This is a genomic window from Streptomyces sp. NPDC050617 (genome assembly GCF_040654795.1).
Lineage (GTDB): Bacteria > Actinomycetota > Actinomycetes > Streptomycetales > Streptomycetaceae > Streptomyces.
On record NZ_JBFAIS010000001.1, the window covers coordinates 555,782 to 582,484 of the forward strand.

23 protein-coding genes and 1 pseudogene are annotated in these 26,703 nt (G+C 72.4%); 13 read left to right on the forward strand and 11 right to left on the reverse strand.

The features are described from left to right. Positions 1 to 75: 75 nt before the first annotated feature. Both allB and alc read left to right on the forward strand, forming a co-directional pair. Positions 76 to 1,428: an allantoinase AllB gene (allB, locus tag AB0I49_RS02350; RefSeq protein ID WP_363224864.1), complete on the forward strand. Its 1,353-nt coding sequence runs from the start codon at positions 76 to 78 to the stop codon at positions 1,426 to 1,428. Positions 1,429 to 1,508: 80 nt separating this feature from the next. Then, positions 1,509 to 2,660 carry an allantoicase gene (gene alc, locus AB0I49_RS02355; RefSeq protein ID WP_363224965.1) on the forward strand — a complete coding sequence of 384 codons (1,152 nt, stop codon included), beginning with the start codon at positions 1,509 to 1,511 and terminating at the stop codon, positions 2,658 to 2,660. A gap of 100 nt (positions 2,661 to 2,760) precedes the next feature. Here alc and AB0I49_RS02360 read toward each other — a convergent pair whose 3' ends face one another. Together AB0I49_RS02360 and AB0I49_RS02365 are read right to left on the reverse strand one after the other, a co-directional pair. Further along, positions 2,761 to 3,420: a transcriptional regulator gene (locus AB0I49_RS02360; RefSeq protein ID WP_363224865.1), complete on the reverse strand. Its 660-nt coding sequence runs from the start codon at positions 3,418 to 3,420 to the stop codon at positions 2,761 to 2,763. Between the two features lie 208 nt (positions 3,421 to 3,628). Then, complete coding sequence (locus AB0I49_RS02365) at positions 3,629 to 5,620, reverse strand: beta-N-acetylglucosaminidase domain-containing protein (protein ID WP_363224866.1); 1,992 nt, start codon at positions 5,618 to 5,620, stop codon at positions 3,629 to 3,631. 282 nt (positions 5,621 to 5,902) lie between these two features. On the opposite strand from AB0I49_RS02365, the gene AB0I49_RS02370 reads away from it, so the two are divergent. Then, the gene (locus AB0I49_RS02370; protein WP_363224867.1) at positions 5,903 to 6,724 is read left to right on the forward strand and encodes an AIM24 family protein; all 822 of its coding nucleotides are present in this window, start codon (positions 5,903 to 5,905) and stop codon (positions 6,722 to 6,724) included. A 26-nt stretch (positions 6,725 to 6,750) separates the two neighbouring features. Here the strand turns inward: AB0I49_RS02370 and AB0I49_RS02375 are convergent, their stop codons facing one another. The 3 genes from AB0I49_RS02375 to AB0I49_RS02385 form a co-directional block, all read right to left on the reverse strand. Beyond that, a complete protein-coding gene (locus tag AB0I49_RS02375) occupies positions 6,751 to 7,272 on the reverse strand; it encodes a DUF6126 family protein (RefSeq protein ID WP_363224868.1) in 522 nt (173 codons plus the stop codon). Beyond that, complete coding sequence (locus tag AB0I49_RS02380) at positions 7,269 to 7,907, reverse strand: XRE family transcriptional regulator (protein ID WP_363224869.1); 639 nt, start codon at positions 7,905 to 7,907, stop codon at positions 7,269 to 7,271. Before AB0I49_RS02380 ends, AB0I49_RS02375 begins: the two co-directional genes overlap by 4 nt. A 70-nt stretch (positions 7,908 to 7,977) precedes the next feature. Further along, on the reverse strand, positions 7,978 to 10,359 hold the full coding sequence (locus AB0I49_RS02385) for a glycoside hydrolase family 95-like protein (protein ID WP_363224870.1): 2,382 nt from the start codon (positions 10,357 to 10,359) through the stop codon (positions 7,978 to 7,980). 162 nt (positions 10,360 to 10,521) lie between these two features. On the opposite strand from AB0I49_RS02385, the gene AB0I49_RS02390 reads away from it, so the two are divergent. Together AB0I49_RS02390 and AB0I49_RS02395 are read left to right on the forward strand one after the other, a co-directional pair. Continuing rightward, a complete protein-coding gene (locus AB0I49_RS02390) occupies positions 10,522 to 10,956 on the forward strand; it encodes a ribonuclease (RefSeq protein WP_363224871.1) in 435 nt (144 codons plus the stop codon). Positions 10,957 to 11,408: 452 nt separating this feature from the next. Beyond that, positions 11,409 to 13,223: a coagulation factor 5/8 type domain-containing protein gene (locus AB0I49_RS02395; RefSeq protein WP_363224872.1), complete on the forward strand. Its 1,815-nt coding sequence runs from the start codon at positions 11,409 to 11,411 to the stop codon at positions 13,221 to 13,223. Positions 13,224 to 13,243: 20 nt separating this feature from the next. Here AB0I49_RS02395 and AB0I49_RS02400 read toward each other — a convergent pair whose 3' ends face one another. From AB0I49_RS02400 to AB0I49_RS02410, 3 genes are read right to left on the reverse strand one after another with little or no spacing between them, the layout of a single operon-like run. Next, the gene (locus tag AB0I49_RS02400; RefSeq protein ID WP_363224873.1) at positions 13,244 to 14,176 is read right to left on the reverse strand and encodes a carbohydrate ABC transporter permease; all 933 of its coding nucleotides are present in this window, start codon (positions 14,174 to 14,176) and stop codon (positions 13,244 to 13,246) included. Beyond that, positions 14,169 to 15,206 carry a sugar ABC transporter permease gene (locus AB0I49_RS02405; RefSeq protein WP_363224874.1) on the reverse strand — a complete coding sequence of 346 codons (1,038 nt, stop codon included), beginning with the start codon at positions 15,204 to 15,206 and terminating at the stop codon, positions 14,169 to 14,171. Before AB0I49_RS02405 ends, AB0I49_RS02400 begins: the two co-directional genes overlap by 8 nt. After that, positions 15,203 to 16,522 (reverse strand): sugar ABC transporter substrate-binding protein, encoded by a 1,320-nt coding sequence (locus tag AB0I49_RS02410; protein ID WP_363224875.1) that lies wholly within the window; start codon positions 16,520 to 16,522, stop codon positions 15,203 to 15,205. Before AB0I49_RS02410 ends, AB0I49_RS02405 begins: the two co-directional genes overlap by 4 nt. A 211-nt stretch (positions 16,523 to 16,733) precedes the next feature. On the opposite strand from AB0I49_RS02410, the gene AB0I49_RS02415 reads away from it, so the two are divergent. The 3 genes from AB0I49_RS02415 to AB0I49_RS02425 all read left to right on the forward strand — a co-directional run bounded on the left by AB0I49_RS02415 (position 16,734) and on the right by AB0I49_RS02425 (position 19,992). Continuing rightward, positions 16,734 to 18,233, forward strand: a complete 1,500-nt coding sequence (locus AB0I49_RS02415) for an ROK family transcriptional regulator (protein ID WP_363224877.1) — start codon at positions 16,734 to 16,736, stop codon at positions 18,231 to 18,233. A 92-nt stretch (positions 18,234 to 18,325) separates the two neighbouring features. After that, positions 18,326 to 19,252 (forward strand): sugar kinase, encoded by a 927-nt coding sequence (locus AB0I49_RS02420; protein WP_363224966.1) that lies wholly within the window; start codon positions 18,326 to 18,328, stop codon positions 19,250 to 19,252. Between the two features lie 110 nt (positions 19,253 to 19,362). Further along, positions 19,363 to 19,992 carry a bifunctional 4-hydroxy-2-oxoglutarate aldolase/2-dehydro-3-deoxy-phosphogluconate aldolase gene (locus tag AB0I49_RS02425; protein WP_363224967.1) on the forward strand — a complete coding sequence of 210 codons (630 nt, stop codon included), beginning with the start codon at positions 19,363 to 19,365 and terminating at the stop codon, positions 19,990 to 19,992. Between the two features lie 123 nt (positions 19,993 to 20,115). Here the strand turns inward: AB0I49_RS02425 and AB0I49_RS02430 are convergent, their stop codons facing one another. Continuing rightward, on the reverse strand, positions 20,116 to 20,814 hold the full coding sequence (locus tag AB0I49_RS02430; protein ID WP_363224879.1) for an SDR family NAD(P)-dependent oxidoreductase: 699 nt from the start codon (positions 20,812 to 20,814) through the stop codon (positions 20,116 to 20,118). A 102-nt stretch (positions 20,815 to 20,916) separates the two neighbouring features. Here AB0I49_RS02430 and AB0I49_RS02435 point away from each other — a divergent pair, with 102 nt between their 5' ends. Continuing rightward, positions 20,917 to 21,516, forward strand: coding sequence for a TetR/AcrR family transcriptional regulator (locus AB0I49_RS02435; RefSeq protein ID WP_363224880.1), 600 nt, complete (start codon positions 20,917 to 20,919; stop codon positions 21,514 to 21,516). A 79-nt stretch (positions 21,517 to 21,595) separates the two neighbouring features. Here AB0I49_RS02435 and AB0I49_RS02440 read toward each other — a convergent pair whose 3' ends face one another. Further along, on the reverse strand, positions 21,596 to 22,438 hold the full coding sequence (locus tag AB0I49_RS02440; protein WP_363224881.1) for a LysR family transcriptional regulator: 843 nt from the start codon (positions 22,436 to 22,438) through the stop codon (positions 21,596 to 21,598). A gap of 230 nt (positions 22,439 to 22,668) precedes the next feature. Between AB0I49_RS02440 and AB0I49_RS02445 the strand changes: the two genes are divergently transcribed. The 3 genes and pseudogenes from AB0I49_RS02445 to AB0I49_RS02455 all read left to right on the forward strand — a co-directional run. Beyond that, positions 22,669 to 23,598: an NAD(P)H-binding protein gene (locus AB0I49_RS02445; RefSeq protein ID WP_363224882.1), complete on the forward strand. Its 930-nt coding sequence runs from the start codon at positions 22,669 to 22,671 to the stop codon at positions 23,596 to 23,598. Positions 23,599 to 23,765: 167 nt separating this feature from the next. Further along, positions 23,766 to 24,968: a cytochrome P450 gene (locus AB0I49_RS02450; RefSeq protein WP_363224883.1), complete on the forward strand. Its 1,203-nt coding sequence runs from the start codon at positions 23,766 to 23,768 to the stop codon at positions 24,966 to 24,968. 152 nt (positions 24,969 to 25,120) lie between these two features. Beyond that, positions 25,121 to 25,261 (forward strand): annotated as a pseudogene (locus AB0I49_RS02455) (ABC transporter substrate-binding protein); the annotation flags it as partial. Between the two features lie 97 nt (positions 25,262 to 25,358). Here the strand turns inward: AB0I49_RS02455 and AB0I49_RS02460 are convergent. Next, on the reverse strand, positions 25,359 to 25,778 hold the full coding sequence (locus AB0I49_RS02460; RefSeq protein WP_363224884.1) for a hypothetical protein: 420 nt from the start codon (positions 25,776 to 25,778) through the stop codon (positions 25,359 to 25,361). 168 nt (positions 25,779 to 25,946) lie between these two features. Here AB0I49_RS02460 and AB0I49_RS02465 point away from each other — a divergent pair, with 168 nt between their 5' ends. Then, positions 25,947 to 26,696 carry a GntR family transcriptional regulator gene (locus tag AB0I49_RS02465; RefSeq protein WP_363224886.1) on the forward strand — a complete coding sequence of 250 codons (750 nt, stop codon included), beginning with the start codon at positions 25,947 to 25,949 and terminating at the stop codon, positions 26,694 to 26,696. Positions 26,697 to 26,703: the final 7 nt, after the last annotated feature.

Consider the following 26,703-nt stretch of genomic DNA (forward strand, 5'->3'; position numbering starts at 1 on the left):
TCGAGACAGGCACACAAGCGCAAGGCCGGCGGTCGAGACAGGCGCACACGGCAGACGTACGAGACAGGGGACCGGATGCCCGAAACGGAACTGCTGCTCCGCTCACAACGTGTCGTCACCCCCGACGGAACGCGGGCCGCGGCCGTCGCCGTCGCCGGCGGTCGGATCACGGACGTACTGCCCTACGACGCCCCCGCCCCGCCCCGCGCCCGTACCGAGGACCTCGGCGACGCCGCCCTCCTCCCCGGCCTCGTCGACACCCATGTGCATGTGAACGACCCCGGCCGCGCCGAGTGGGAAGGGTTCCGGACCGCCACCCGCGCCGCCGCCGCGGGCGGCGTCACCACCCTCATCGACATGCCCCTCAACAGCGTCCCGCCCACCACCACCCCCCGGCACCTCACGGTCAAACAGCGGGCCGCGGCCCACGCGGTCCACGTCGACGTCGGCTTCTGGGGCGGCGCGATCCCCGGCAACACGGGGCAACTGCGCCCTCTCCACGACGCGGGCGTCTTCGGCTTCAAATGCTTCCTCTCGCCCTCCGGCGTCGAGGAGTTCCCCGAACTCGACCGGCGCGGACTCGCCGCCGCCATGACCGAGATCGCGGACTTCGGCGGCCTGCTCATCGTGCACGCCGAGGCCCCCGACCGGCTCGACCGGGCGCCGCGGCGCGCCGGGCGGCGCTACGCCGACTTCCTCGCCTCCCGGCCGCGCGCCGCCGAGAACGACGCTGTCGCCGCCCTCGTCACGCTCGCCGCCCGGCTCGACGCCCGGGTGCACGTACTGCACCTGTCCTCCGGCGACGCGCTGCCGCTGATCGCCGGGGCGAAACGCGCCGGAGTCCGGCTGACCGCCGAGACCTGCCCGCACTTCCTGACCCTCGCGGCGGAGGAAGTCCCGGACGGGGCAACGGAGTTCAAGTGCTGCCCGCCCATCCGCGAAGCGGCCAACCAGGACGCGCTGTGGGCCGGGCTCGTCGACGGCACGATCGACTGCGTCGTCTCCGACCACTCGCCCTGCACCCCGGAGCTCAAACACCCCGACACCGGCGACTTCGCCACCGCCTGGGGCGGCATCTCCTCCCTCCAACTCGGCCTGCCCGCCGTCTGGACCGCCGCCCGGCGGCGCGGCCACACCCTGGACGACGTCGCGCGCTGGATGTCCACGGCCCCCGCCCGGCTCGCCGGGCTGCGCGGCAAGGGCGCCATCGAGGCGGGCCGCGACGCGGACTTCGCGGTCCTGGCGCCCGAGGCCGCCTTCACCGTCGACCCCGCCGCGCTCCACCACCGCAACCGGATCACCGCCTACGCCGGGCGCACCCTGCACGGCGTCGTACGGTCCACCTGGCTGCGCGGCCACAAGATCGCCGACGGCGGGACGCCCACCGCGCCCACCGGCCGGCTCCTCGAAAGGACGCAGCACGTATGAGCACCGGCAATGGCTCCGGCAAAGGCTCCGGCACGGGCGCTGACGCGGGCATCGGCGCGAGCGCCGACGCAGCCACCGGCTTGAACGCCGGCATACCCCGCTACACCGGCGACGCCTCCCCCTACCGCGGCGGCGACCCCTACGCCGACTACCGCACCCCCGCCGCGTTCCCCTTCACCGACCTGCCCGACCTCGCCGACCGGCTGCTGGGCGCGGGCGTCATCGCCGCCAACGACGAGTTCTTCGCCGAACGCGAGAACCTCCTCAAGCCCGAAACCCCGCGCTTCGCCCCCGAGCACTTCGGCCACAAGGGCAAGGTCATGGACGGCTGGGAGACCCGCCGCCGCCGAGGCGCCGCCGCCGAGGACCCGCACCCCGCCGACGAGGACCACGACTGGGCGCTGATCCGGCTCGGCGTCCCCGGCGTCGTACGCGGCCTCGTCGTCGACACCGCCCACTTCCGCGGCAACTATCCGGCCGCCGTCAGCGTCGAAGGCGCCGCCGTCGAGGGCGCGCCGTCCCCCGCCGAACTCCTCGCCGACGGCATCGAGTGGACCGTGCTCGTCCCGCGCACCCCGGTCGGCGGCCACGCCGCCAACGGCTTCGCCGTCGACGCCGCGCGGCGCTTCACCCACCTGCGGCTGCGGCAGTACCCCGACGGCGGCGTCGCCCGGCTGCGCGTCCACGGCGAACCCGCCCCCGACCCCGGCTGGCTCGCCGCCCTGGGCACCTTCGACGTGGCGGCGCTGGAGAACGGCGGGCGCGCCGAGGACGCCTCGGACCGCTTCTACTCCCCGCCGCTGAACCCCGTCCGCCCCGGCCGCGCCCGCCGGATGGACGACGGCTGGGAGACGCGCCGCCGCCGCGACTCGGGCCACGACTGGGTGCGTTACCGCCTCGCCGCGCGGTCCCTGATCCGGGCCGTCGAGATCGACACGGCCTATCTCAAGGGCAACGCCGCGGGCTGGGCCGCCCTGTACGTACTCGATGCCACCACCGGCGCCGACCCCGCCGACCACACCACCGGGTGGACCGAGATCCTGCCCCGTACCCGGCTCCAGCCCGACACCGCGCACCGCTTCCCGCTCACGGACGTCCCGGCCCCCACCGCCACCCATCTGCGCATCGACATCTTCCCGGACGGCGGCATCGCCCGGCTGCGCGTCCACGGCGCCCTCACCGCCGACGGGGCCCGCCACCTGACGGTCCGTCATCGTGAACTCGGCGGATAGATGGCGAAGCCGGCTCCTCCCCCCCTCGGAGCGGCCCAGCAGCCCCCGCTCGTAGTCGGCCGCCGCCCTTCCGCGGCCGGCCGCCGCCGTCACCATGACGTCACAGCCCCGCGAGCGTGTTCCAGAACATCAGCTCGTACGCCTGCAGGAGCCGGCCGTAGCGGTGCGCCAGCCGCTCCGTGACCCGGCCCGCGTCGAGCCCCGACCGCACGGCCGACAGGCACTGCTCGGCGGCCTTCGGATCGGGCTCGGCGAAGAAGTCGAAGAACCCGCACGCCTCGGCGTCGAAGCCGTAGTGCTCGCGCAGCGCGTCGCGCATGGTCGCGCAGTAGTCGCCCCACGCGGCGAAGTTCACGGCCAGCGCGATCACCACGTCCGCCGGCTCGGCGTGCAGCGCGAGCCACGCCGCGTACGCCGGGTACGCCTGGCAGCCCGCCCGCGGCTCGTACGCCCGTACCGCCGCGTCGTCCAGCCCGCAGGCGGCGGTCAGCGACCCCAGCCGCTCCAGGGCCACGGTCTCGCCCTGCGCCAGGGCGTCGAAGAACGGCACCACGGACGGGTCGGCCGTCGACCGCAGCGCCAGCTGATGGAAGCTGCGCCGGTCGCTGGTGATGATGTGGTGCTGCTCCAGGGCGAAGGCGGCGACGGCCTCGCGCGGCGCCTTGCCCTCGGCGACCAGCGGCACGAAGCGGTTCGCCGCGGTGTCCGGGGACAGCTCCCGCACCGCCTCCGCCACCACTTCTTCAGCTGTACGGACCATCGCTCCGCCTTCCTGCGCTGTGGACGGCAACCGGTCCTCAGGCTCCCAGAAGCCACTGACAATCCTCAGTACACCGGGCGAAAAAGCCGAAAGCTGTCGCGGCAGGGGAGTGAAGACCTTCTCTGTGAAGCCCCCTGCCACGACGGCGTCCGAGGCGGCACCGCTCAGTCCGCGGTGGAACCGCTCAGTCCGTGGCTGAATCGATCGCTCAGTGCGCGGCGGCCCCCTTGAAGCCGGCCGCGTCGTACTCCGCGACGGCCTTGTCCACGAAGGCGTCGAGGACCTTGTCGCCGACGACCACCGGGATCCGCTTCCCGTTCATGTCGACATAGACGAACGACTTGGCCGTCTCGACCTGCCCCGACAGCCGCTGCCGCAGCCGCTGTGCCGCGGCCTTGTCCCCGTCGCGTACCGCCTCGACCATGGCCAGCGCCGTACGGGCGGCCGTGCCCCATGCCTTCGTCGAGTCCAGCCACGGCCCGGAGTCGTCGATGAACCCGCGGTCCGACAGCCGGGCGCGGAGCACGTCGGGCGCCGACCGCAGCGCGCGCAGCGTCGCGTCCAGCCGCCACGCGCCGCCGCCCTGCCAGAACTTCCGGAACGCGGCGTCCAGCCCCGGTGACTGCTGCGGGTTGAGGCGGGAGCCGTAGTTGGCGTCGGCGAAGGCCCGCAGCGCCCGCTCGGTCCGCGCGTCACCGCCGGCGAGCTCGCGCAGCGCACCGTCCCACGAGGTGCGGGCGTCGTACGCCTGGTCGTTCCACGCGTAGTCCGCGACGGTGTAGAGCCCGATCTTCGAGGCCGCGGGCTGGACCATCGGGTTGGCGGTGATCCCGGCGAGGTCCCCCGCCAGCCCCTTCTCGCGCCCGTTGAACGGACCGAGCAGCAGATGGTCGGAGACATAGTCGTTGACCGGGTAGTTGTCCCAGGTCAGGATCTGATGCCCGAACAGGCTCCGGGCGGTCTTCGCCTGCGCGCGGGTCATCGTCGGCGCGATCACCCCGACGCCGGTCCACTCGACCAGGACGTCCTTGTCGAGCTGGTCGGCGATCGCCTTCTTGTACGGGGACGGCTTGATGTCGTAGTACTCCGTCGGCACCATCTGAAGGGGCTTCGCCCCCTTGTGCGCGGCGATGAAGTCGTGGTTGACGCGGTTGAGCAGATGCGCTTGGGCCGCCCCGGCCGCGCCCCCGCCCGTACCGAACTTCTTCTCGTCGGCGGCGCAGTTCCACTTCGTGTAGCTGATGTCGTCGAGCGGCACGGCGAACGTTCGCACCCCGATCTTCCACAGCGTCTCGAACTTGGCCGTGAGCGCCTTCGCCTCGGCGTCCGAGCTGTAGCAGACGGACAGGCCGGGGGAGAGGGCGTAGGTGAACTCCACATGGTCGGCGCGCGCCCGGTCCACCAGCTCCTTCAGCTCGGCCAGCTGCGCCGCCGGGTAGGGGTCGCGCCACTTCGCCCGCAGATACGGGTCGTCCTTGGGCGAGTACGCGTAGATGTTCATCTTGTGCGCGGCGTCGAAGTCGAGCTGCTCCAGGCGGGCCTGATGCGACCAGGGGGTGCCGTAGAACCCCTCGATGACCCCGCGCAGCGGCGTCGCCGGCCAGTCCCGGACCGTGACGCCCTGGACGTGGGCGTACGGGCGGCGGGTCTGCGGGAGCAGCTGGCGCAGCGACTGCGCGGCGTAGAACGTGCCGGTGGCGTCGGCCCCGGCCAGCGCGATGCGGCCGTCGCCGACGGCGAGCGCGTACCCCTCGGCGGGCAGCCCGGCCGTGCCGCGCGCCCCCAGGCTCCGCAGCGCCTTCGCCGCCGCCGGACCGTCCACGTACACGGCGAGGCGTCCGGGACGGGCCGTGGTCCGCTGCTCGACGCGGTGCGCGCCGGCCTGTTCGAGGGCGCGCCGTACGAGGCGGACTGCGGCCGGGTCGGCCTTGGGGCCGGTGATCAGGTCGACGGTGCGGGTGATCGTGACGCCGCCGCGGCGGGCGTGTACGGACTGGGGCGTGGGCGTGATCTTGTGCGCGGCAGAAGCGGCTGAGGTGGCGGGGTTGATCGATGCGGTTGATGCGGATGATGCGGTTGAGGCGGCCGGCGCGGGGGTCGCGCTCCCGCCGCCGCGGTCCGCCGCGCCGGCGGACGCGAGGGGCAGGGCGGCGAGGGAGAGAGCGAGGGCGGCGACCGCCGTCGGGCGCGTTCTGAGCATCCTGTGGTCCTCTCGGGTGAACGAGGCTTCCTATGACGCGTACGCATCAGACTCGGTGACTCGGTGCATGATTCATCGACATCACGCCGTGTGGCAATGGCTGTGCACGCCGTACGCGCCGATGTCGCCGGGCCGCGGAACCAAAACCGCCGCACCGGGCGTTTGAGCCGTTGGGAGGAGGCGCTCCGCTCGGGGCCCCGCGGACGGCTCGTCGCGTCCCCTCGGCGTCCGCCCCCTCCACGTGCTCGTACTCCTCTTCATGACCCGTCAGGAGAACCCGCTGTGACCTTGCGGCAAGAGATCGTCGGCAACGCCATGCAGATGGCCGTCTGCACCCTGGAACCCGGCCAGACCGTCTACTGCGAGGCCGGAAAGTTCCTCTTCAAGACGGCGAACGTGACCATGGAGACCCGGTTGTCCGGTCCGGGCGGCGGCGGTCAGCAGGGCGGCGGCGCGGGCGCGGGCGGCGGCGGGATCGGCGGCATGCTGCGGGGCGCCATGGGCACCGCGATGCAGGTCGGCCAGCGCGCCCTCGCCGGCGAATCGCTCGCCTTCCAGTACTTCACCGCCACCGGCGGCGAGGGCACCGTGGGCTTCGCGGGCGTCCTCCCCGGCGAGATGCGCGCCCTCGAACTGGACGGGAACCGCGCCTGGTTCGCCGAGAAGGACGCTTTCGTCGCCGCCGAGTCGACCGTGGAGTTCGGCATCGCCTTCCAGGGCGGACGGCAGGGTATGAGCGGCGGCGAGGGCTTCATCCTGGAGAAGTTCACCGGCCGCGGCACCGTCGTCATCTGCGGCGCCGGAAACTTCATCGACCTCAACCCGGCCGATTTCGGCGGCAAGATCGAGGTCGACACCGGCTGCATCGTCGCCTTCGAGGAAGGCATCCACTACGGCGTGCAGCGCATCGGCGGACTCAACCGCCAAGGGCTGATGAACGCCGTCTTCGGCGGCGAGGGCCTCTCCCTCGCCACACTGGAGGGCGACGGCCGCGTCATCCTCCAGTCCCTGACCATCGAGGGCCTCGCCAACGCCCTCAAGAAGGCGCAGGGCGGCGACAAGCAGGGACCGACCGGGGGACTGTTCTCCACGCACGCGGGCTAGAGCCGCCCCCCCCACACGGACGTGGCTCAGTGCGACCGCGCCCCGGCCAGATAGAAGATCAGGAAGAAGAAGCCGACGATGAAGTGGACCGCCACCAGGTAGATGAAGACCCGGATGGTGAAGGCCATCGGGGCCCGGTCCTCCTCGACCATCGTCTCGGCCGGCGACTGTACGGACCCGCCGACGGGCGTGGCGTTCTCAGCGGACTCGGCGGGCTGGGAGGGCTGGGCGCTCTCGGCGGGCTGGGCGTTCTCGGCGGGGGCGGTGCTCCCGGTGGGCCCGTCCGGAGCGGAGCTCTGAGCGGACTCGGCGACTCCGGCGGACTCGGCGTCCCCGGTCATCGAGCCGCTGGCCATCGGGCCTCCGGCCGTCGGACCGCTGGCCGTCGGGCCTCCGGTCGTCGGGCCTCCGGTCGTCGGACCACCGACCGTCGGGCCCCCGGCCCTCGCGCCCCCGGCCGCAGCGGCCGTTCCCGAGTCGGCGGCCTTCGGGGCCGCCCCGGACCCCGGAGCACGCTCCGTCTCCAGGTCCCGCGTGGCATCGCTCATGGCATTCCCCTCCTGGCCTGCGCGACGTCGCCGAGGCACAGCTCGGCCACCCCGCTCTGCATCAGCGTGTGAACGAACAGCAGCTCCGCACCGCCCGGCGAGGCGGCCGCGATCCGGTGCGGGGTCAGCGAATCGAAGTGCGCCGCGTCGCCGGGGCCCAGCGCGTAGACCGTCTCGCCGAGCGTCAGCCGCAGTCGGCCCTCGGTGACGTACAGCCACTCCTCGCCGGGATGCACCCTGACCAGCGACTCCTGCCGGCCCTCGCCCTGCGGCACCCGGAGCCGCAGGGCCTGCATCGCCCGGCCCGAGCCGCCGGCCCGCCAGTACGTCCAGCCGGCCGCCTCCTGCGGCTCCATCCGGTCGGCCCGCACGATGGGGTCCCGCTCCGGCGGGACTTCGCCCAGCAGGTCGGATACCGTTGTCCCGTACGTACGTGCCAACGCCAGCAGCATCGGCAGGGACGGCGTCCGCTGCCCCGTCTCCAGCCGGGACAGGTGCGCGGGCGACAGCCCCACCCGCTGGGCCGCGCGCTCCAGCGTCATACTGCTCCGCTTGCGCAGCGCGCGGAGCTGAGGGGCGACGGCGGGCACGTCGTCGGCGGGGGCTCCGGCCTCGGTGTCGGACTGGATGGTCATGTGTCCGGTATAGCCCCGCCGTGCCTCAGCGGCAAAAGTATTGCCTCAGAGGCAAAAGTGCCGAAGGGAATCAGCCGGGCAGCCCCCAGGGCGCCGAACCGCCGTTCGCCGGCACGTCGCGCGGGCCCGGACGCACGCGGCTGCCGTGCTCGCCGACCAGCACCGTCTCGCCCCGCCGGAGCTCCACCGCGATGCGGCCCGCGCCGACCCGCCGCCAGCGCGCCCGGCGGCCGTCCTCGTGGCGTACGTCCAGGTCACCCCGCATCCCGTGGTCCAGCACGAGCGGGGACCCGGCCTCGCTGTGCACCCGCACCCAGCGCGTACGGCCGCGGCTGCGGTCGGCGTCCACGAGGAACGCGCCCTGGGCGCGCAGCGACGCGAACGACGCGTCCGCCCAGCGCTCCGAGACGGACGGGAACACCTTGACCACGCCGCCATGGCTCTGCACCGCCATGTCCAGCAGCGACTGCGCGGCGGTCAGCGGGGTCTCCAGCGCGAAGTTCTTGCCCTCCCGGTACATCGTGTTCGGCAGCAGCTCGGTGTCCGCGACGACATTGCGGTCGGTGAAGAACGTCAGGAAGTCCAGGGCCTGTTCGGGTGCGTCCATCACCGAGCACATCGACGAGGCCGCCGCGAAGCTGTAGCCGTGCCACGCGTCGCGCATGCTCGTCCAGTGGTCGAACGTCGCCCGCATCACCGCGCGGTCGGCGCGCCGCTCCCAGACGGCCTCGCGCAGCGGGTAGAGCCAGAGCAGATGCGAGAAGTGCCGGTGCGAGCCGGCGAGCGGCACCCCCGCGCCGATCAGCACGCCGTCCTCGGGGTCCCGCGCGTACGGCACGAGCCGCTCGGCGATCGCGCGCCACTGCTTCGCGCGCGGGTCCGGGATGCGCAGCAGCCGCGCGGACCGGAGCAGGGTGGCGGCTCCCCAGCGGATGAGGGAGAGGTCGTACGTGCAGTCGGCGGCGTTCGCGTACTCCGGCGAGCGCGTCATCGGCAGGTGCAGCTTGCCGTCGGGGCCCTCGTGGAGGAAGCGCGCGTAGTAGTTCACGGCCTTCGCCAGGATCGGGAAGAGGACGTCGCGCAGCGCGCGGCGGTCCATGGAGTGCCGGTAGGCGAGCCAGACGTTGTGCAGGGCCCAGGTGAGATTGCCGAAGTTATCGGAGATGTGGTCCGTGCCGGGTACGCCCACGGTCCACGCGCCGGGGCGCAGCTGCCAGTCGGAGGGGTGGCCGAGCGCGTAACTGCGCCCGTCGCGGTACTCCTCGGGCACCGACAGTTCCAGGTTCTTCTCGAAGCGGCGGAACGCGCCGGTCACCGAGTCCAGTTCGAGGTGGTTGGAGCCGTACATCGGCCAACTGGCTATCTGCACATTGAGGTTCCACCACAGCGCGGTCCAGTTGTTGCCCACCGCCGGGAACCACGGGCCCCACTCCGACAGCGCCGGGCCCTCCGCGCGCGTCGCGGACGCCAGTTTGTAGAGCTGGATCAGGTAGAAGCTCTGGAGCCGCTTGTCGGGTACGGACAGGAAGCTGCGCCGGAAGTAGCGGTGCCACCAAGCACGGTGACTGGTGGTCAGGTCGTCCGGGTCGGCCGCGAGCGCGTCGGCGACCTCGCGCACGGCCCGGCGGGTCGTCTGCGCCGTGTCGCCGGGGAAGCGGTGCGCGAGGTGCGCGGCGAACAGCCGGCCCGTGCCGGTGCGCCGCTCGCGCCAGGCGGTCGTCCAGCCGCCGCCCGCCAGCAGCGGCTGCTCGGCGTAGTGGGTGGCGCCGGCCGTGCCGAGGCGCGGGTCGGGGTTGGGCGTGTACCCGGTGCGGTCGTCGGTGTTGCGGGTCGTGGCGGCGGTCAGCCAGGTGAACGTCCAGGCCGCGGCCTCCTCGCCGGGGCTCGGACGGGTGGAGATCAGCAGCGTGGAGCGGGAGTTGTGGACGAGCGCGGCGAACCGCAGGCTGCCGCGGGTGGTGGTGACCGTGCCGCGCAGCTCGGCGTCCCACAGGTCCAGCGTCCAGTCGACGGCGGTGATCTCACCGGCCAGGGTGAGGGTGAAGTAGCCGATGGGCAGGCGCGCGTAACCGGTGCCGGCCCGCCACCGGCCGCGCTCGTCCTGCGCCTGGGTGTGGCTGATCATCACCGTGAGCGTGCCGGGGCGCTCGCCCCGGTAGACCTGGCAGCCGAGGAATCCGTTGGCGAGGAACGGGCCCTCCCGCCAGTTTGCGGGCAGGGCCCGCCAGCGCATGGCGGCGGCGCGCACGGCGCTCTCGTGCACATCCTTGTACGAGCCTCCGGCGGCGTGGCCTTCGGCGCCCGGCGCGGCCCACGCGGTGTTCGGCGCGGCCGACGCGGTGCCCGATGTCGCCCACGCGGTGCCCGAACCCGTGGTCCCGACGCCCGCGGCGACGCCGAGGGCTGTGCCGAGGGCCGTGCCGACGAAGGATCTGCGAGGAAGTCCGGTCACGTATCTGCCTCCTGTTCGCACTGCTGAACCTTCCGGCATGGTGACGCCCGAGTGCGCCTCGCGCCTAGACCTCCGACGTCTCCGGTTTTCGTGTGAACGGATGGGAAACATCGATTACTTGGCATTGACATGTCCTGGTCTACGCGCGTCATGCTGGTGGGCATGCGAATCCCCCCACAGATCACCCGCATCGGCGCCGTCGCCGCCCTGGCCTCGGCCCTCTTCGTCTCCTCGCCCGCCATCGCGGCCACGTCGGCGGCCGGCCCCGCGACCGTCGCCGCCCCGGCGGCCCACTCCGCCGCCCTGAAGTCGGTCGGGACCGTCTGCTACAAGGCGCTGCCGAGCCAGGCCCACGACACCCTCGACCTGATCGAGTCCGGCGGGCCCTTCCCCTACCCGAAGGACGGCACGGTCTTCTCCAACCGCGAGGGGCTGCTGCCGAAGCAGTCCAACGGCTACTACCACGAGTACACCGTCATCACTCCGGGCTCGCCCGACCGGGGCGCACGCCGCATCGTCGCCGGCGAGAAGAAGCAGGAGGACTACTACACCTCCGACCATTACCGCAGCTTCAACGAGGTCGACTACAGCTGCTGACCGGCTGACCGGCTGACCGGCTGACGGGCTACCTGTCTGACGGCCTGACAGCTTCCGGCCGTCTGGTCGTCGGGTCGCCTGATCGCCCGTCACTCATTCGGCGGCCGCTTCGGATTCCGTTCGCGAAGCGGCCGCCGTCGCGTGTCGTGCGGCGCACGGCCTCGGTGTCGCGCCGTGTGCCGTGCCGAGCGCCGCGCCGGGTGAGCTGGGGGCGTTCCGCGACTCTTGACGCTTCATAAGCTCATGCATTAAATCAAGGCGTGAATTAAGCCCTCGACGCGGCGCAGCGCATCGAATGACCTGTCAGATGCATCCTGTCAGGTGCATGGCGAAGTGATCGGGGGCGTCGCCGCCCTGCCGAGGAGCCCGCCGTGACATTCCGACACGCAACTCCCACCCCACCCCGCCGGAGACGGGCACGCTTGCTCGCGGCCGTACCGGCGGCGGTGGCTATGGCCTGCGCGGCTCTGCTGCCGTCGCCCGCCGCGACAGGCGCGCCCGAGACGCCGTCGCCCGCCGCGCAGTCCTTCGCCTCCGGCTCCCTCGGTCAGCCGCCCGGCACCCCTGACCCCGGCTCCCTCGGTCAGCCGCCCGGCACCCCCGACCCCGGCTCCCTCGGTCAGCCGCCCGGCACCCCCGACCTCGGCCCGAATGTGAGCGTCTTCGACCCCTCGATGCCGCGGGCGGCCGTACAGGCCAAGCTCGACGGGGTCTTCTCGCGGCAGGAGAGCAGCCAGTTCGGCGGCGCGCGCCAGGCGCTGCTGTTCAAGCCCGGTACGTACGACGTGGACGCGAACGTCGGTTTCTACACCCAGGTCGCCGGGCTGGGCCTGTCGCCCGACGACGTCACGATCAAGGGCGCGGTGCACGCGGAGGCCGACTGGTTCCAGGGCAACGCCACCCAGAACTTCTGGCGCGGCGCCGAGAACCTGTCCGTCACCCCGGCCTCGGGCGCCGACCGCTGGGCCGTGTCGCAGGCCGCCCCGTACCGCCGTATGCATGTCCGCGGCGACCTGCGGCTGGACGACGGCGGGTGGGCGAGCGGCGGGTTCATGGCCGACTCCAAGGTCGACGGGAAGGTGCTGCCCGGCACCCAGCAGCAGTGGATCTCCCGCAACACCGAGTGGGGGAAATGGGCCGGCGCCAACTGGAACATGGTCTTCGTCGGCGCGAAGAACGCACCCGCCGGTAACTTCCCCAGCCCCGCGTACACCAGGGTGGAGCGCACCCCCGCCGTCCGTGAGAAGCCCTTCCTCTACATCGACAAGGCCGGCGCCTACCAGGTCTTCGTGCCCGCGCTGCGCACGAACACGCAGGGCATCACCTGGGCGGGCGGCACGCAGGCGGGCGCGTCGCTGCCGCTCAGCCGGTTCCACATCGTCAAGCCGCGCGCCACCGCCGCCGAGATCGACGCGGCGCTCGCCCGGGGCAAGGACCTGCTGATCACGCCCGGCGTCTACCACCTCGACCGGACGCTGAAGGTCACCCGGCCCGACACGGTGATGCTGGGGCTGGGCCTCGCGACCCTCGTCCCCGACCACGGCGTGACCGCGATGTCCGTCGGCGACGTCGACGGGGTGAAGATCGCGGGCCTGCTCATCGACGCGGGCCCGACCGAGTCGCCCGTCCTGATGGAGGTCGGCCCGCCCGGCTCCGCCGCCCGCCACACCGCCGACCCGACGTCGCTGCACGACGTGTTCTTCCGTGTCGGCGGCGCGGGCGTCGGCAGGGCGGCCAGGAGCCTGGTCGTGAACAGCTCCGATGTCATCGGCGACCACCTGTGGCTGTGGCGCGCCGACCACGGCGACGGCGTCGGCTGGAACACCAACACCGCCGCGAACGGCCTCATCGTGAACGGCGCCGACGTCACCATGTACGGGCTGTTCGTCGAGCACTACCAGAAGCACCAGACCGTCTGGAACGGCGACGGCGGACGCACGTACTTCTTCCAGAACGAGATGCCGTACGACCCTCCGAACCAGGCCGCGTGGACGAACGGGGCCGCCAAGGGCTACGCCGCCTACAAGGTGGCCGATTCCGTCACCCGCCATGAGGCGTGGGGGCTGGGCAGTTACTGCTTCTTCAACGTGAACCCCGCCGTGGCCGCGGAGCACGCGTTCGAGGCGCCGCGGGCGTCGGGGGTCCGGTTCCACGACATGGTGACGGTGTCGCTGGGCGGCACCGGAACGATCCACCACATCGTCAACGACACCGGCGGGCCGTCGAATTCGTCGCGCAACGTGGCGACCCTCGTCAACTACCCCTGAAGGTAGTGGTTTTACGCGGCTCATTTGATGGCGCCGGCGGTGAGGCCGGTGACGAGGTAGCGCTGGAGGAGCAGGAATCCGGCGACCACCGGCACGCTGACGACCAGTGAGGCGGCCATCACCTGGTTCCAGTAGACGTCGGTCTGGGTCGCGTAGCCCTGAAGCCCGACGGCGAGCGTGCGGGTGGTGTCGTTCGTCATGACCGAGGCGAAGAGGACCTCGCCCCAGGCCGTCATGAACGCGTAGACGCAGACGGCGACGATGCCGGGCACCGCCGCCGGGACGACGACGCGCAGCAGTGCGCCGAGCGGCCCGCAGCCGTCGACCAGCGCCGCCTCGTCGAGGTCGCGGGGGATCGAGTCGAAGTACCCGATGAGCATCCAGATGGCGAAGGGCAGCGAGAAGGTCAGATAGGTCAGGACGAGCCCGCCGCGCGACCCGTACAGCGCGATCCCCGTGGTGTTGCCGATGCCGACGAAGATCAGGAAGAGCGGCAGCAGGAAGAGGATGCCCGGGAACATCTGGGTGGAGAGCACCGTGACGGAGAAGAAGCGGCGGCCTGCGAAGCGGTAGCGGCTTATCGCGTAGGCGGCGAAGACCGCGACGACCACCGCGCACAGCGTCGAAGACACCGCCACGACAAGGGAGTTGAAGAAATAGCGGGCGAGCGGGACGGTGTGCCAGATGTCGACGTACGGGCGCGGGGTGAAGCCGCTCGGAATCCAACTGAACGCGCCCTGAACGTCCTTGAGCGGCTTGAGCGAGCTGCTCAGCATCACATAGACGGGGGTGAGCGCGAAGACGGCGAGCAGCGTGAGCACGATCCGCCGGGTCCACAGGAACGAGCGGGGCGGCGCGTTGGGCGACCGGCGCCGGGCCGCGTCGCGGACGGCATCGGGGGAGCGCCGCCGCCGCACGGCGCTCCGCGACTGATACTGCACGGTGTCACCCATCGGTTTCCTTTCTGCCGCGCGCGGTGGCCAGCAGATAGCCGGCCGTCACCACGAGGAGGAACAGCAGGAGCAGTACGGACATGGCCGCGCCGGAGCCGAAGTTCCATGTGACGAACGACGACTGGTAGATGTGGATGGAGACCAGGTCCGCGGGTTCGGGAGCGGACTTGCCGAAGAGCACGTACGGCGTGTTGAAGTCGTTGAAGGTCCACAGGAACAGCACGAGGACCAGGACCTGGTTGACGGGCCGCAGCGAGGGCAGGGTGATCCGCCGGATCTGCTGCCAGACGCCCGCGCCGTCCATGGCGGCGGCCTCGTACAGCTCGCGCGGGATGTTCTGGAGCCCGGCCGTCAGGATGAGGAACGCGAACGGCCAGGACCGCCATACGGACACGGTCACCAGCGCGGCGAAGCTGTTGTCGCCGATCAGCCAGAACGGCGGGCTGCCCAGGATGCCGAGCTGGTCGTGCAGCACGTGGTTCACCAGGCCCGTATCGCGCTGGAACATGAACGACCAGGTGATGACGGCCGCGTAGACGGGCAGCGCGTACGGGATGAGGAAGGCCGTGCGCAGCAGGCCGCGGCCGCGGAATCGGTCCTGCATCAGGACGGCCGCCGCCGTGCCGAGCAGCCACGCCAGGCCCACGGCGAGGACGGTGAAGCAGCAGGTGACCCAGAAGGAGTGCAGCAGGGCCGCGCCGACGGGGGCGTCGAAGTCGACGGCGACGCGGAAGTTGCCGAGGCCGGCCCAGGGGGCGGTGGTCCAGTCGCGCAGATACTGCTGGGTGAGGGCCTTGAACGCCATGGCGACGCCGACGGCCATGGGGACGAGGTGGACGAGGAGTTCGAGGGCGAGGGCGGGCAGCAGGAGGAGGTAGGGGAGGCCGACGCGGCGCAGCCGGGCGACGACGGGGCGGCTCCGGGCCCGGCCCGCGCCCTGATGACCGGTCCGGCTCCCGGCCCGGCCCGCGGCCCGGCCCGCGGCCCGGCCCGCGGCCTGGCTCGCGGCCCGGTTCTTGAGGCCCTTCACCGCGGGGGCATCTGCTGCTGGGCCTTCGCGAGGCGCTCCTTGACGCTCGCCTCGCCGACCTCGTGGCCGGCGGCGGCGTCCGCGAGCAGCTCCTTCATCGCCGTGCCCACGAGCGTCTCGAACTGGCTCTCCTCGGGCACCATGGGCAGCGGCGCCGCGCTTTTGGCCAGCGTCTCGCGGAGCACGGTGAGATCGGGCGTGGCGAACGCCTTGTCCCGCTGGGCCTCTTTGACCGGGGGCAGCGCGCCGAAACTGCTGTTGAGTCTCTTCTGCTCCTCGACCGAGGTCATGAACTTCACGAATTTCAGCGCGCCGTCGTGGTTGTCGGTGTTCTTGAACACGGCGAGATTGATGCCGGCGACCATCGAGTTGACGCCCTTTCCGCCGGTGGCGCCTTTGGTCTGTACGGGCACGGGAGCCACTCCGTAATCCTTCGGTGTCATGTTGTGCGCCTTGAGGGCGCCGGCCGCGGACTGCCACATCAGCATGGCCGCCTTTCCGGCGGCGAAATCCCGTACGCACCGCTGGGTGGCGTATTCGGCATTGCCCGGCGCCACGATCCGGTCCGTGGCGAGGAGATCGACGAACTGCCGTACGGCCGCCACCGCTCCCGGCGAATCGAAGCGGGGCCTGCCCGAGCTGTCGAAGAAATCCGCGCCGTGCTGTTTGCCGAGTACGAAGGCGTGGTGGGAGTTCTCGGAGTAGCTGGCGCCCTCGATCGCGAGCCCCCACCGGCCGCGGCCGGTTAGCTTCTTTCCGGCGGCCACCAATTCGTCCCAGGTGGCGGGCGGTTTGTCGATGCCGGCCTGCTTGAAGAGCTTCTTGTTGTAGTAGAGGCCGTAGGCGAGGGAGTAGAGGGGCACGGCCGCCGGGTCCTTGCCCGCCGCGCCGGTGGCGGCGAGCGCCGAGGGCACGAATCTGTCCTTTCCGCCGATGGCCTGGAACGCCGCGTCGTCGAAGGGCAGCAGCGCGCCCCCGGCCTGGAGCGAGGCCGACCAGGTGTTGCCGATATTGAGGACGTCGGGGCCCTGGCCGGAAATGGTGGCGGCGAGTACGCGGTTCAGGAGATCGCTCCAGGGGATCACTTCGAGTTTGACGGTGATGCCCGTGCGCCGCTGGAATTTCTTGAGCTCCGGGCCCAGCACCCGCTTGTCCTCCTCCACCGTCGCGCCCTGATTGCTGGCCCAGTACGTCAGCTGCTCGGGATTGTCGTTGCTGCTGCCGCCGCCTCCCGCGGACCCGCCGCCGCAGCCGGCGGCGGTTCCGGCGAGCGCGGCGGCGAGGGCGGTGGCGGCGGTGGCCCGGATTCTGCGCATGGTCGGTGGCCCCTTTCGAGGGTGACTGGGTCCGGTGTCCGATGGCATCGCTTGGCATCGCTTTTTCAAGAGCCGCATTCCGTGAGCCGAATGGTTCTGTGCGTCTTTCGTGTCCCTTTCGTGCCTTAATTCAAACCGTGAGTTAAGTAGTGAGAGAAGGTCGCGTCAAGACTCCGCGCAGCGATATGTTCAGGCCAGGGAGGAAGTCACGATGAGTGAACGCAACCAGCGGACGGTCCGGGACCTGCGCCGCGGCAGCAGGTCCGCCGTGCTGCGCCGGCTGTACTTCGAGGGCCCGCTGAGCAGACAGGAGCTCGGACCGGCCACCGGCCTCAGCTCCGGTTCGATCACCAACGTCGTCGGCGAACTCCTCGCGGACGGCCTCGTCGAGGAGGCCGGCTCCGTCGGCTCGGACGGCGGTCGCCCCCGTACGCTCCTGCGCGTCGCGCCCCGCAGCGGCTGCCTGGTCGGCGTGGACGTGGGGGAGACCCGGATCCGCGTGGGCCTCTTCGACCTGACTCTCCGTGAGATATCCCGCACGGACCGGCCCCTGGACGTCCCGGGCCGCCCCCGTGGCCCCGGCCATGACGTCGGCCTGATCGTCCAGCTGATCCTGGACGGTCTCTCCACGGTCCTCGGCGATGTCCCGGCGCATGCGGGGGCGGTGCTCGGGGTCGGCATCGGCGTGCCCGGCATCGTCGAGTACGGGACGGCCGATTACGGGTCCGCCGAGTACCGGACCGCCGAGGAGCGCTCCGCCGAGCTTCGCGCGGGCATTCCGCTCGCCCGCGACGGCGGCCGTACGGCGGGGAGTTCGCGCGACTCCGGCCCCGTACGAGACGGCGACCTCGTACGTAACCCCGGCCTCGTACGCGGCCCCGACCCCGTACGTAGCCTCGGCCCCGTACGTAACCCCGGCCCCGGCCCCGTACGCGAGTCGGGCTACGCGCCCCCCGGCGCCGTGGTGCACGGCCAGACGATCGGCTGGGACGCCGTCCCCCTCGAAGCGCTGCTGCGCCGCTCCACCGACCTCCCCCTGCACATCGACAACGGCGCGAAGACCCTCGGTCAGGCCGAGCTGTGGTTCGGCGCGGGACGGGGCGCGCGCAACGCGGTCATCGCGCTGCTCGGCTCCGGCGTCGGCGCGTGCGTGGTCATGGACGGCAGCCCGCTCGCCGGCGCGACCAGCGGCGCGGGCGAGTGGGGCCACACGACGCTCCAGGTCGGCGGGCGGCGCTGCCGGTGCGGCGCGCGCGGCTGCCTGGAGGCGTACGCCGGGGCCGCGGCGATCCTGGACCGCTGGCGCGAGGCGGGCGGCGGGCCGCCCGGCGGCTACGGCGGCCATACGGAGGAGAGCGCGCTCGCCGAACTCCTCGCCGCCGCGGACGCCGACGACCTCACGGCCGTCCGGCTGCTGGAGGAGACCGCCGAGTACCTCGGCGCGGGCATCGCCGATCTGGTCAACCTCTTCAACCCCGAGCGCATCGTGCTCGGCGGCTGGGCCGGGCTGCTGCTCGGCCCCCGGCTGCTGCCCGATGTACGGGCGGCAGCCGCCGCCTACGCCCTGCGCCACCCCTACGAGCGGGCCGCCATCGAACTCGGCCGGGCCGGGCCCGACGCCGTCACCATGGGTGCCGCTACGCTCCCCCTCGCACGCCTGCTCGCAACCGGCGGCTCCCCCCGGGGTCCGATTGTCGGCGCCTCCGGATAACGTTTCGCAAGAAACGGCGATCGGGGAGGCACTCGGTGACATCAGTGGCATCGGTGACAAACGCGCCCGAGGCGGTCACCTGCGGAGAGGCGATGCTGCTCATGCTCGCCGAGCCCGGTGTTCCGCTGGAACGGGCCGTACGGTTTCGGCGCTCGGTGGCGGGCGCGGAGTCCAATGTGGCGACGGGCCTGGCCCGGCTGGGGCACCGCACACGCTGGATCGGCAGGCTGGGTACGGACCCGGCGGGCGAGGCGGTCCTGCGCGAACTGCGCGCCGACGGCGTGGACGTCGGCCACGTCGACCTGGACGCGTCGGCCCCCACGGGCATGCTGCTGCGCGACAGCCACCCGCACCGCGCCATAGACGTGCAGTACTACCGGGCGGGCTCGGCGGCCTCCCAGCTCGCGCCCGAGCACATCCGCCCCGAAGCGCTCGAAGGCGCCCGACTGCTGCACATATCCGGCATCACCCCCATGCTCTCGCCGACCGCCGCAGCCGCCACCCAGCGCCTCATCGAGCTGGCGCGCGCCGCCGGGGCCCTGGTCTCCTTCGACCCCAACGTGCGGCGCAAGCTGGGCGGGGCGGCCCAGTGGGCGCAGATCGTCGGGCCGCTGCTGGCCGAGGCCGACCTGGTGCTGGCGGGCGACGGCGAACTGGAGACGCTCACCGGCCGCTCCGCCGACGAGGCCGCCGCCGACCTGCTGACGGGCCGGGCCCGTACGGTCGTCATCAAGCGCGCCGACCACTCGGCGACCGCCGTCACCGCCGAGGGCCGCTGGGACCGGCCGCCCTACGAAGTACCGGTCGCCGACCCGGTGGGCGCGGGCGACGCCTTCGCCGCGGGCTATCTCTCCGGGGTGCTGCGCGGGCTGCCCGAGCCCCGCGCGCTCGCCGAGGCCGCCTGCGTCGCCGCGCTCTGCGTGCAGACCGCCACCGACACCGAGGGGCTGCCCACCGCGGCCGACCGGGACCGGGCGCTCGCCGCCTTCACCGACGGCACGGACGCGGTGCACCGCTGACCATGGACCTTCGTCCCACGCCCCCGTCCCTCGACGGCCGGCCGCGCCCGCGCGGGCAACGGCCACCGACCACCGTAGAAACCCAGATCAAGAAGGGCGGCGAAACTGCCGTGTACCGCTGGGAGATCACCCGGGCCGCGCTCGCGCAACGGGTCTTCGCCATCATCCGCAGTGACAGCTACGACCACGCGACGGCGACGGCAGACACCCTGCTCTCCGCGGGCATCACCAGTCTGGAGATCTCGCTGACGACCCCGTTCGCGCTGGAGTCCATCACCACCCTGACCCGCGAGGTCGGCGACGACGTCATGATCGGCGCGGGTACGGTGCTGGACGCGCCCGCCGCCCGGATGGCCATCGACGCGGGGGCCCGCTTCCTGGTCTCCCCGGGCCTGGACGCCGAGGTCATCCGCACCGGCCACCGGTACGGCATCCCCGTCTTCCCCGGCGTCGCCACGCCCACCGAGATCATCACCGCCATGGAGCTGGGCGCGGACGCCCTCAAGCTGTTCCCCGCCTCCGGGTACAGCCCCCGCTGGATCAAGGACGTACGGGCCGCGCTGCCGCAGGCCGCGCTGCTGCCCACCGGCGGCGTGACCCTGGAGAACGCCCCGGAGTGGATAGCCGCCGGGGCCGTGGCCTGCGGCATGGGCAGCGCCCTCTCCGAAGGCGACCGCGACGCCGTGGCCAAGCGCGCGTCGGACCTGCTGGCCCGCCTGGCGGACGTCGAGATTCCGTAAGGGGCCGGGGCGGCCGGGTTCAGAGGGCCGGCCGGGGGACGGCCGGGATCAAAGGGCCGGGGACGACAGGAACCAAGGGGCCGGGGGCGGCTGCGGGCCCCTCCGGTCCTTCGGCCCGCCGCTCTACCACGGCACGGGCTCGCCGTGCCGGTCCAGGAATTGCAGGCCGGGGGCGCCGGCCTGGGCTTCGAGGACGTCGACCACGGCCGGGATGCTCTCCTTGGGGTCGAGCGGCGCGTCGAAGCCGCCGAGCTCGGTCCGGTTGTGACCGGGGTCGATGAGCAGCTTGGTGTGCCCGTCGTCGGCGTGCCGGGTGGCGTAGCTGCGCATCAGCTGGTTGAGCGCGGCCTTGCTGGCCTTGTAGAGCTCGTAGCCGTCCTCGGTGTTCCGCGAGACGCTGCCCTGCTCGGAGGACATGACCGCCACCGTCCCGCCGGGCACGACGAGGCCGCGCAGGGACTCCAGGACGCGCAGCGGGCTCAGCGCGTTGGTGATCATCACCTCGGTGAACATGTCGGTCGGCACCTGGTCGATCGACAGGTTCCCCCGGTTCACCGCCCCGTTGACGAAGAGCAGGTCGAACCGGCGGTCCGCCAGGCGCTCGCGCACCGCGGCCACCTGCTCGGGGTCGTTCATCTCCAGTGATTCGACGGTCAGCCGGCCGTTCGACGCGTCGGCGTCGGCGCGCAGCGCGCCGCCGTCCGTGCGCGCCGTGGCGACGACCTGCCAGTCGCGCCGGGCGAGCTCGTCGACGAGGACGAGCCCCAGCCCCCGGGAGGCGCCGATGACGAGGGCTTGGCGGTGATCGGGCGTGGTGGACACATGCGCTCCCAAGCGACGAGTGGTGGTGCGATTTAGAGTAGACGAGACGTCGCGTCTAGACAATGCCGCGGGAGGAATCCGCCGCCGGGTAGGGTGTCCCGCATGCCCGATACCAGCTCACAGCCCCGCAGGCCGCGGTCCGGCAGCCGTCGCGACGAGGCCGCGCGGCTGGCTGTGCTGCACGCCGCGGACGATCTGCTCGACGAGCACGGCTTCGGCGGCCTGACCGTCGAGGCGATCGCGCGGCGCGCCGGCGTCGCCAAGCAGACGATCTACCGCTGGTGGCCGTCGAAGGTCGAGATCCTCCTCGACACGCTCATCGCGGACAGCGAGAAGAGCCTGCCCGTGCCGACGGAGCGGCCCACGGCCGAGACCGTCCGCGGCTATCTGCGCGGCTTCGCGCGCTTCCTCACCCGCGACCCGGCGGGCAAGGTCCTGCTCGCACTGCTCGCCGAGGCGCAGCACCACCCCGCGACGGCGAAGAGCTTCCACGAGCGGTACCTCGGTCCGCGCCGGGACCAGGAGCGCGCCATGCTCGCGCACGCCATCGACGCCGGCGAGCTCTCGCCCGGCCTCGGGCCCGACGCCGCGCTCGACGCCCTCGTCGGCCCGATCGTCTACCGCGCCCTGACGGGGGCGAGCATCCCCGACGACCTGGTGGACACCCTTTTCGAGGACCTGCTCGGCCCGCGCGCGAACTGAGCTCCCGCTTCCGCTCGTTACGGAACAGGCGGCGGTACGGGCTCATGTCCGCCAAGGAAGGCACGGGCGCGACGGATTCCTAGGAGCCGTTCCGCGCGGCCTCTTCCGCCACGGCCACCGCCGTACGGACCAGCGCCGCCGTGGCCGTCGAGCGGGACTGCTGGGGCCAGGCGATGGACAGGACCGCGGGCGGCGTGTTCGGGACCGGGCGGTAGACGACGCCGGGGCGGGGGTAGCGGGCGGCGACGGAGGTGGGCAGCAGGGGAGTGGGGCCGCCCAGGGCCACGAGGGTGAGCAGTTGCGCGAGGTCGCGGCCCGCGGAGCGGGTCTCGTGGACGAACCGGGGCAGGTCCTCGGGGAGCAGGCCGAGGTCGGCGAGGGCCAGGTGGTCCCGGCCGGCTAGCGGGTGGGTGGCGGCGATGGCCGCGACGCACTGCTCGGCGGTCAACTGCTCGGAGTCCAGGCCCGTACGGTCGAACGGCTCGTGGACCAGGGCCGCGTCGGCTTCCCCGCGGCGCAGGAGCCGCGCGTGTTCGTGCCAGCCGCAGAGCCGGACGGCGACCGGTACGGCCTCGGGCTCCGTCGCGAAGCGCGCGAGGATCGGCGCCAGCAGTCCCGCGTCCCCGTCGGCCTTCATGGCCAGGATCAGCTTCGGCTCGGCCGCTGCCGCCCGCTGGGTCCGCCGTTCGGCCGCCTGGAGGGCGTCCAGGGCGATCCTCGCCTCCGTGAGCAGCACCGTTCCGGGCGGGGTCAGCGCCACGCTGTGGGTGTTCCGCTCGAAGAGCGTGACGCCCATCTCCGTCTCCAATTGGCGGATGGCGCGGGAGAGGGGCGGCGGGGAGATGCCGAGCCGCTCGGCGGCGCGGGCGAAGTTGAGCTCCTCGGCGACGGCGACGAAGTAGCGCAGCGGTCGGGACTCCACGCCCTCACCTCCCTGTTCGGCCCGTCGGTACGTGGCGGCGGCACGGTATTGCCCTGAGGGTAACAAGCCGGAGCGGGCGGGTCCTTCAGTTCGGGCCGCCCGCACAGCAAGCTCGACCACATCCCGTCAGGCACGCGCCCGTACCGGCTTCCGGCACGAGCGCTCGTCGGCGCGGGCATCACCCAGTCCGGCGCTCCTCGGCAGTCCCGGCATTCTCAGTGGAGTAGTTCATGATCGTCGTCACCACCCCGACCGGCCAGATCGGCCGGGAGGTCCTCGACCGCCTCCTCGACACCGAGGGCGGCACCCATGTCGGCGGCGCCAACGCCAATGCCGAAGGCGGCGGCGCGGCCGGCATCCGGGTGATCGCCCGCGACCCCGCCCGCCTGCCCGCCCGCGTGCGCGCGAACGTCGAGGTCGTACAGGGGTCGCACGCCGACCCCGACACGCTGGAGAAGGCGTGCCAGGGCGCCGACCGCCTGTTCTGGCTGGTCCCGCCGACCCCGGGCGTCCCGAACGTGGAGGGCCACTTCCGCGACTTCACCGAGCCGCTGCGCGAGGTGACCGGCGCGCGGGGCGGCGTCGAGCGGATCGTCGGCGTCTCCACCCTGGGCCGCGGCACGGCGAAGAACGCCGGCATCATCTCGGCCTCGCTCGCCATGGACGAGGCGATAGCGGGGATGGGCGTGCACTACCGGGCGCTCTGCGCGCCGTTCCTGATGGAGAACCTGCTGGGCCAGGCGGGGTTGATCCGCGACGCGGGCCTGGTCGCCCTGCCGGGCAGCGGTGTCCTGCGCACCTGCACCACCCGCGACATCGCCGCCGCGGCGGTCCGGCTGCTGCTCGACGACTTCTGGACCGGTTTCGAGGACGTACCGCTGGCCGGACCCGACGACCTGACGCCCGAGGACATGGCCGGGATCGTCTCCGAGGTGCTGGGCCGCCCGGTCCGCCTCCAGCCGGTCGACGGCGCGGCCTACCGGGCGCGGCTGCTGGAGGCCGGGGCGAGCGAGGACTGGGCGCGGGGCGCCGCCGACATGATGACGGCCCTCAACGAACAGGGCTTCTACGGAGCCGCCCAGCCGAGCACCCCCGGGACCACGCCCACCGGATTCCGCCAGTGGTGCGAGGAGGTGCTCAAGCCGGCGGTCCTCGGCTAACCGCTCCCCTCTCGCGAGCCTTGCGAGGGGAATCCGGGATCTCCAAGGGCAGTTCCGGTCGTATCAGCCGGAACTGCCCGCTCCGCAAGCAGAATTGAGGAAACTGGGGAACGATCGTGATCTGTCCGGGCGTTACCCCGGTGATATCCCGTCGAATGGGGGTCCCCGTGACAACCGAAGCATTCGAGATCATCGACCTGTCAGCGATGGGCGAGGACTTCGTGCGCAATCCGTACCCCGTCTACGCGGAGCTGCGCGAGCGCGGTTCCGTACACCGCGTGACGCTCGCCGACGACATTCCGGCCTGGCTCGTCGTCGGCTACGACGAGGTGCGCGCCACGCTCGGCGACGACCGCCTGTCCAAGCGGCTGGAGAACGCCTCCGAGCACGCCAACATCGGCTTCGAGCCGCTCGGCGCCCATATGCTCAACACCGACCAGCCGGACCACACCCGGCTGCGCAAGCTGGTGGTACGGACGTTCACCCCGCGCCGCGTGGCGGCGATGGAGCCGCGCGTGCAGCAGCTCACCGACGAACTCCTCGACGCGATGCTCGCCGACGGCGCGCGCGGCGCGGACCTCGTCGACGCGCTCGCCTTCCCGCTGCCGATGAGCGTCATCTGCGAACTGCTCGGCGTGCCCTACGCGGACCGTGAGGAGTTCCGCGCGTGGTCGAACTTCGTGGTCGGGCCCGCCCCGTACGCGGAGAAGATGACGGCGATGGAAGAGGTCCGCGCGTACCTCGGCCGCCTGATCGTCACGAAGCGCGACGAGACCGGCGACGATCTGCTGAGCGGCCTGATCCGCACCATCGACGAGAACGGGGACCGGCTCTCCCACGACGAACTGCTCGCCATGGCCTGGCTGCTGCTGGTCGCCGGGCACGAGACCACCGTCAACCTGATCTCCAACGGCGTCCTCGCGCTGCTCCGCCACCCCGATCAACTGGCGGACCTGCGGGCCGACTTCTCGCTCCTGGACAACGCTGTCGAGGAGATGCTGCGCTACGACGGCCCGGTGGAGACCTCCACGTTCCGTTTCACCGTTGAGCCGATCGAGATCGGCGGCACCCTGATACCGGGCGGCGGCGAGGTGGTCCTGGCGACGATCGCCGACGCCGACGCGGACTCGGGGCGCTTCGCCGAGCCCGACCGGTTCGACATCCACCGCGACGCGCGGGGCCACCTGGCCTTCGGCCACGGCATCCACTACTGCCTCGGCGCCCCGCTCGCCCGGCTGGAGGCGCGCGTCGCCGTCCGCTCGCTCCTGGAACGCTGCCCCGACCTCGCGCTCGACGCCCACCCGGCCGCGCTGGCCTACCGCGAGGGCATGCTCATCCGGGGCCCGCACCGGCTGCCGGTCACCTTCTGACCCCGGGGCGCGCCTCGCGGCGTGCCCCGGGCCGTAGTACGCGACACGTCCTTCTCCGCGGCGCGCCGCTCTGCCACCCTGAGCGCGTCGACGATTACGCACATCGGCCATCGCCCTCGCCGGCACCGGCCGGTGTGCGTACGAGCGCCAAGGAGAAGCCGTTCTCCTTCTCGGAGAAGGCGTATGCGCTGCCGCGCGGGGACGAGCAGTTCAAGCACTATGTCGACCAGTGGGTCCACTTGACCGCCGACGACATCACGTTCGCCAAGTTCCGGGACGAGTGGATGAAGTGACGGCAGCCGCACCGCCAGGCCGCCGCACTCTCAGGTCGCCAGGTCGCCAGGTCGCCAGGTCGCCGCGGACGGGGCCCGTACGGCCGGTGCGCCCGGGTCAGTGCACGCGCACGGTCTGCGGGGCGGAGGCGGGCCCCGCCTTCGGGCGCTTGTCGTGCGGCCCGGACAGGACGTAGAGCACGCCCCGGAACTGGAAGGTCCCCCGGTGCCGCCCCGTGAGCCGGGCGTCGACGCGGGCCCGGTGCGCGGTGACCTTTCCGCACTTCACGTTCCGCCAGCGGCCGTGGTAGCCCGAGCGCCCCTGCACACAGGCCCGCAGATACCGGCCGCGCCCGCCGCTCTCCGAACCGCTGACGCGGACTCCGAACATGTGCCCCACCCGCACCATGTGCTGGGATATCCGGATCTCGGCGCCGCCCTTGGCGAACGCCGGGGCGGCGGGGAGCGTCACCGCGAGGATCGCGCCGAGCGCGCCCACGACGGCGAGGCGCACCGCGCGCCCTCGTATGCCGTTCATCGAGCCAGTCCTTCCGGGTCGCCCGGTCCGGGCCGGGCGGCCTCGGACGCGATCATTAGACACCCCGCCCGACCGCCGTCCCAAGGCATCGGATCACCCGGCCCCATTTGTCCGGACAATCAGACCTCAGGACTTCCCGTCATCAGTTCATCCGGCTAGGCTCCCCGCGTGGCGAAGGACCGACCCCTCCAGTTCAGCGTGGACCGCAGCAGCCCGGTGCCGCTCTACTTCCAGCTCTCCCAGCAGCTCGAAGCGGCGATCGAACACGGCGAGCTGGCGCCGGGCAGCCTGCTCGGCAACGAGATCGAGCTGGCGGGACGGCTCGGCCTGTCCCGGCCCACCGTCCGGCAGGCCATCCAGTCCCTGGTCGACAAGGGCCTCCTCGTCCGCCGCCGCGGCGTCGGCACCCAGGTCGTGCACAGCCAGGTCAAGCGCCCCCTGGAGCTGAGCAGCCTCTACGACGACCTCGAAGCGGCGGGCCAGCGGCCCGCCACCCGCGTGCTGCGCCACACCGCCGAGCACGCCACCGCGGAGGTCGCGGCGGCGCTCGGCGTCCCCGAGGGCGCCGAGGTCGTCCTCGTCGAGCGGCTGCGCCTCGCGCACGGCGAACCCATGGCGCATCTCCGCAACCACCTGCCCGCCGGGCTGCTCGACCTCGACGGCGCCGCACTGGAGGCGACCGGCCTCTACCGCCTCATGCGTGCCGCCGGCATCACGCTGCACAGCGCCCGGCAGTCGGTCGGGGCCCGCGCCGCCACCGCCGAGGAGGGGGAGCGGCTGGGCGAGCCGGCGGGCGCGCCGCTGCTGACGATGGAGCGTACGACCTTCGACGACACGGGGCGGGCGGTCGAGTTCGGCTCGCACGTCTACCGGGCCTCGCGCTACGCCTTCGAGTTCCAGCTGCTCGTACGGCCGTGAGTCCTCG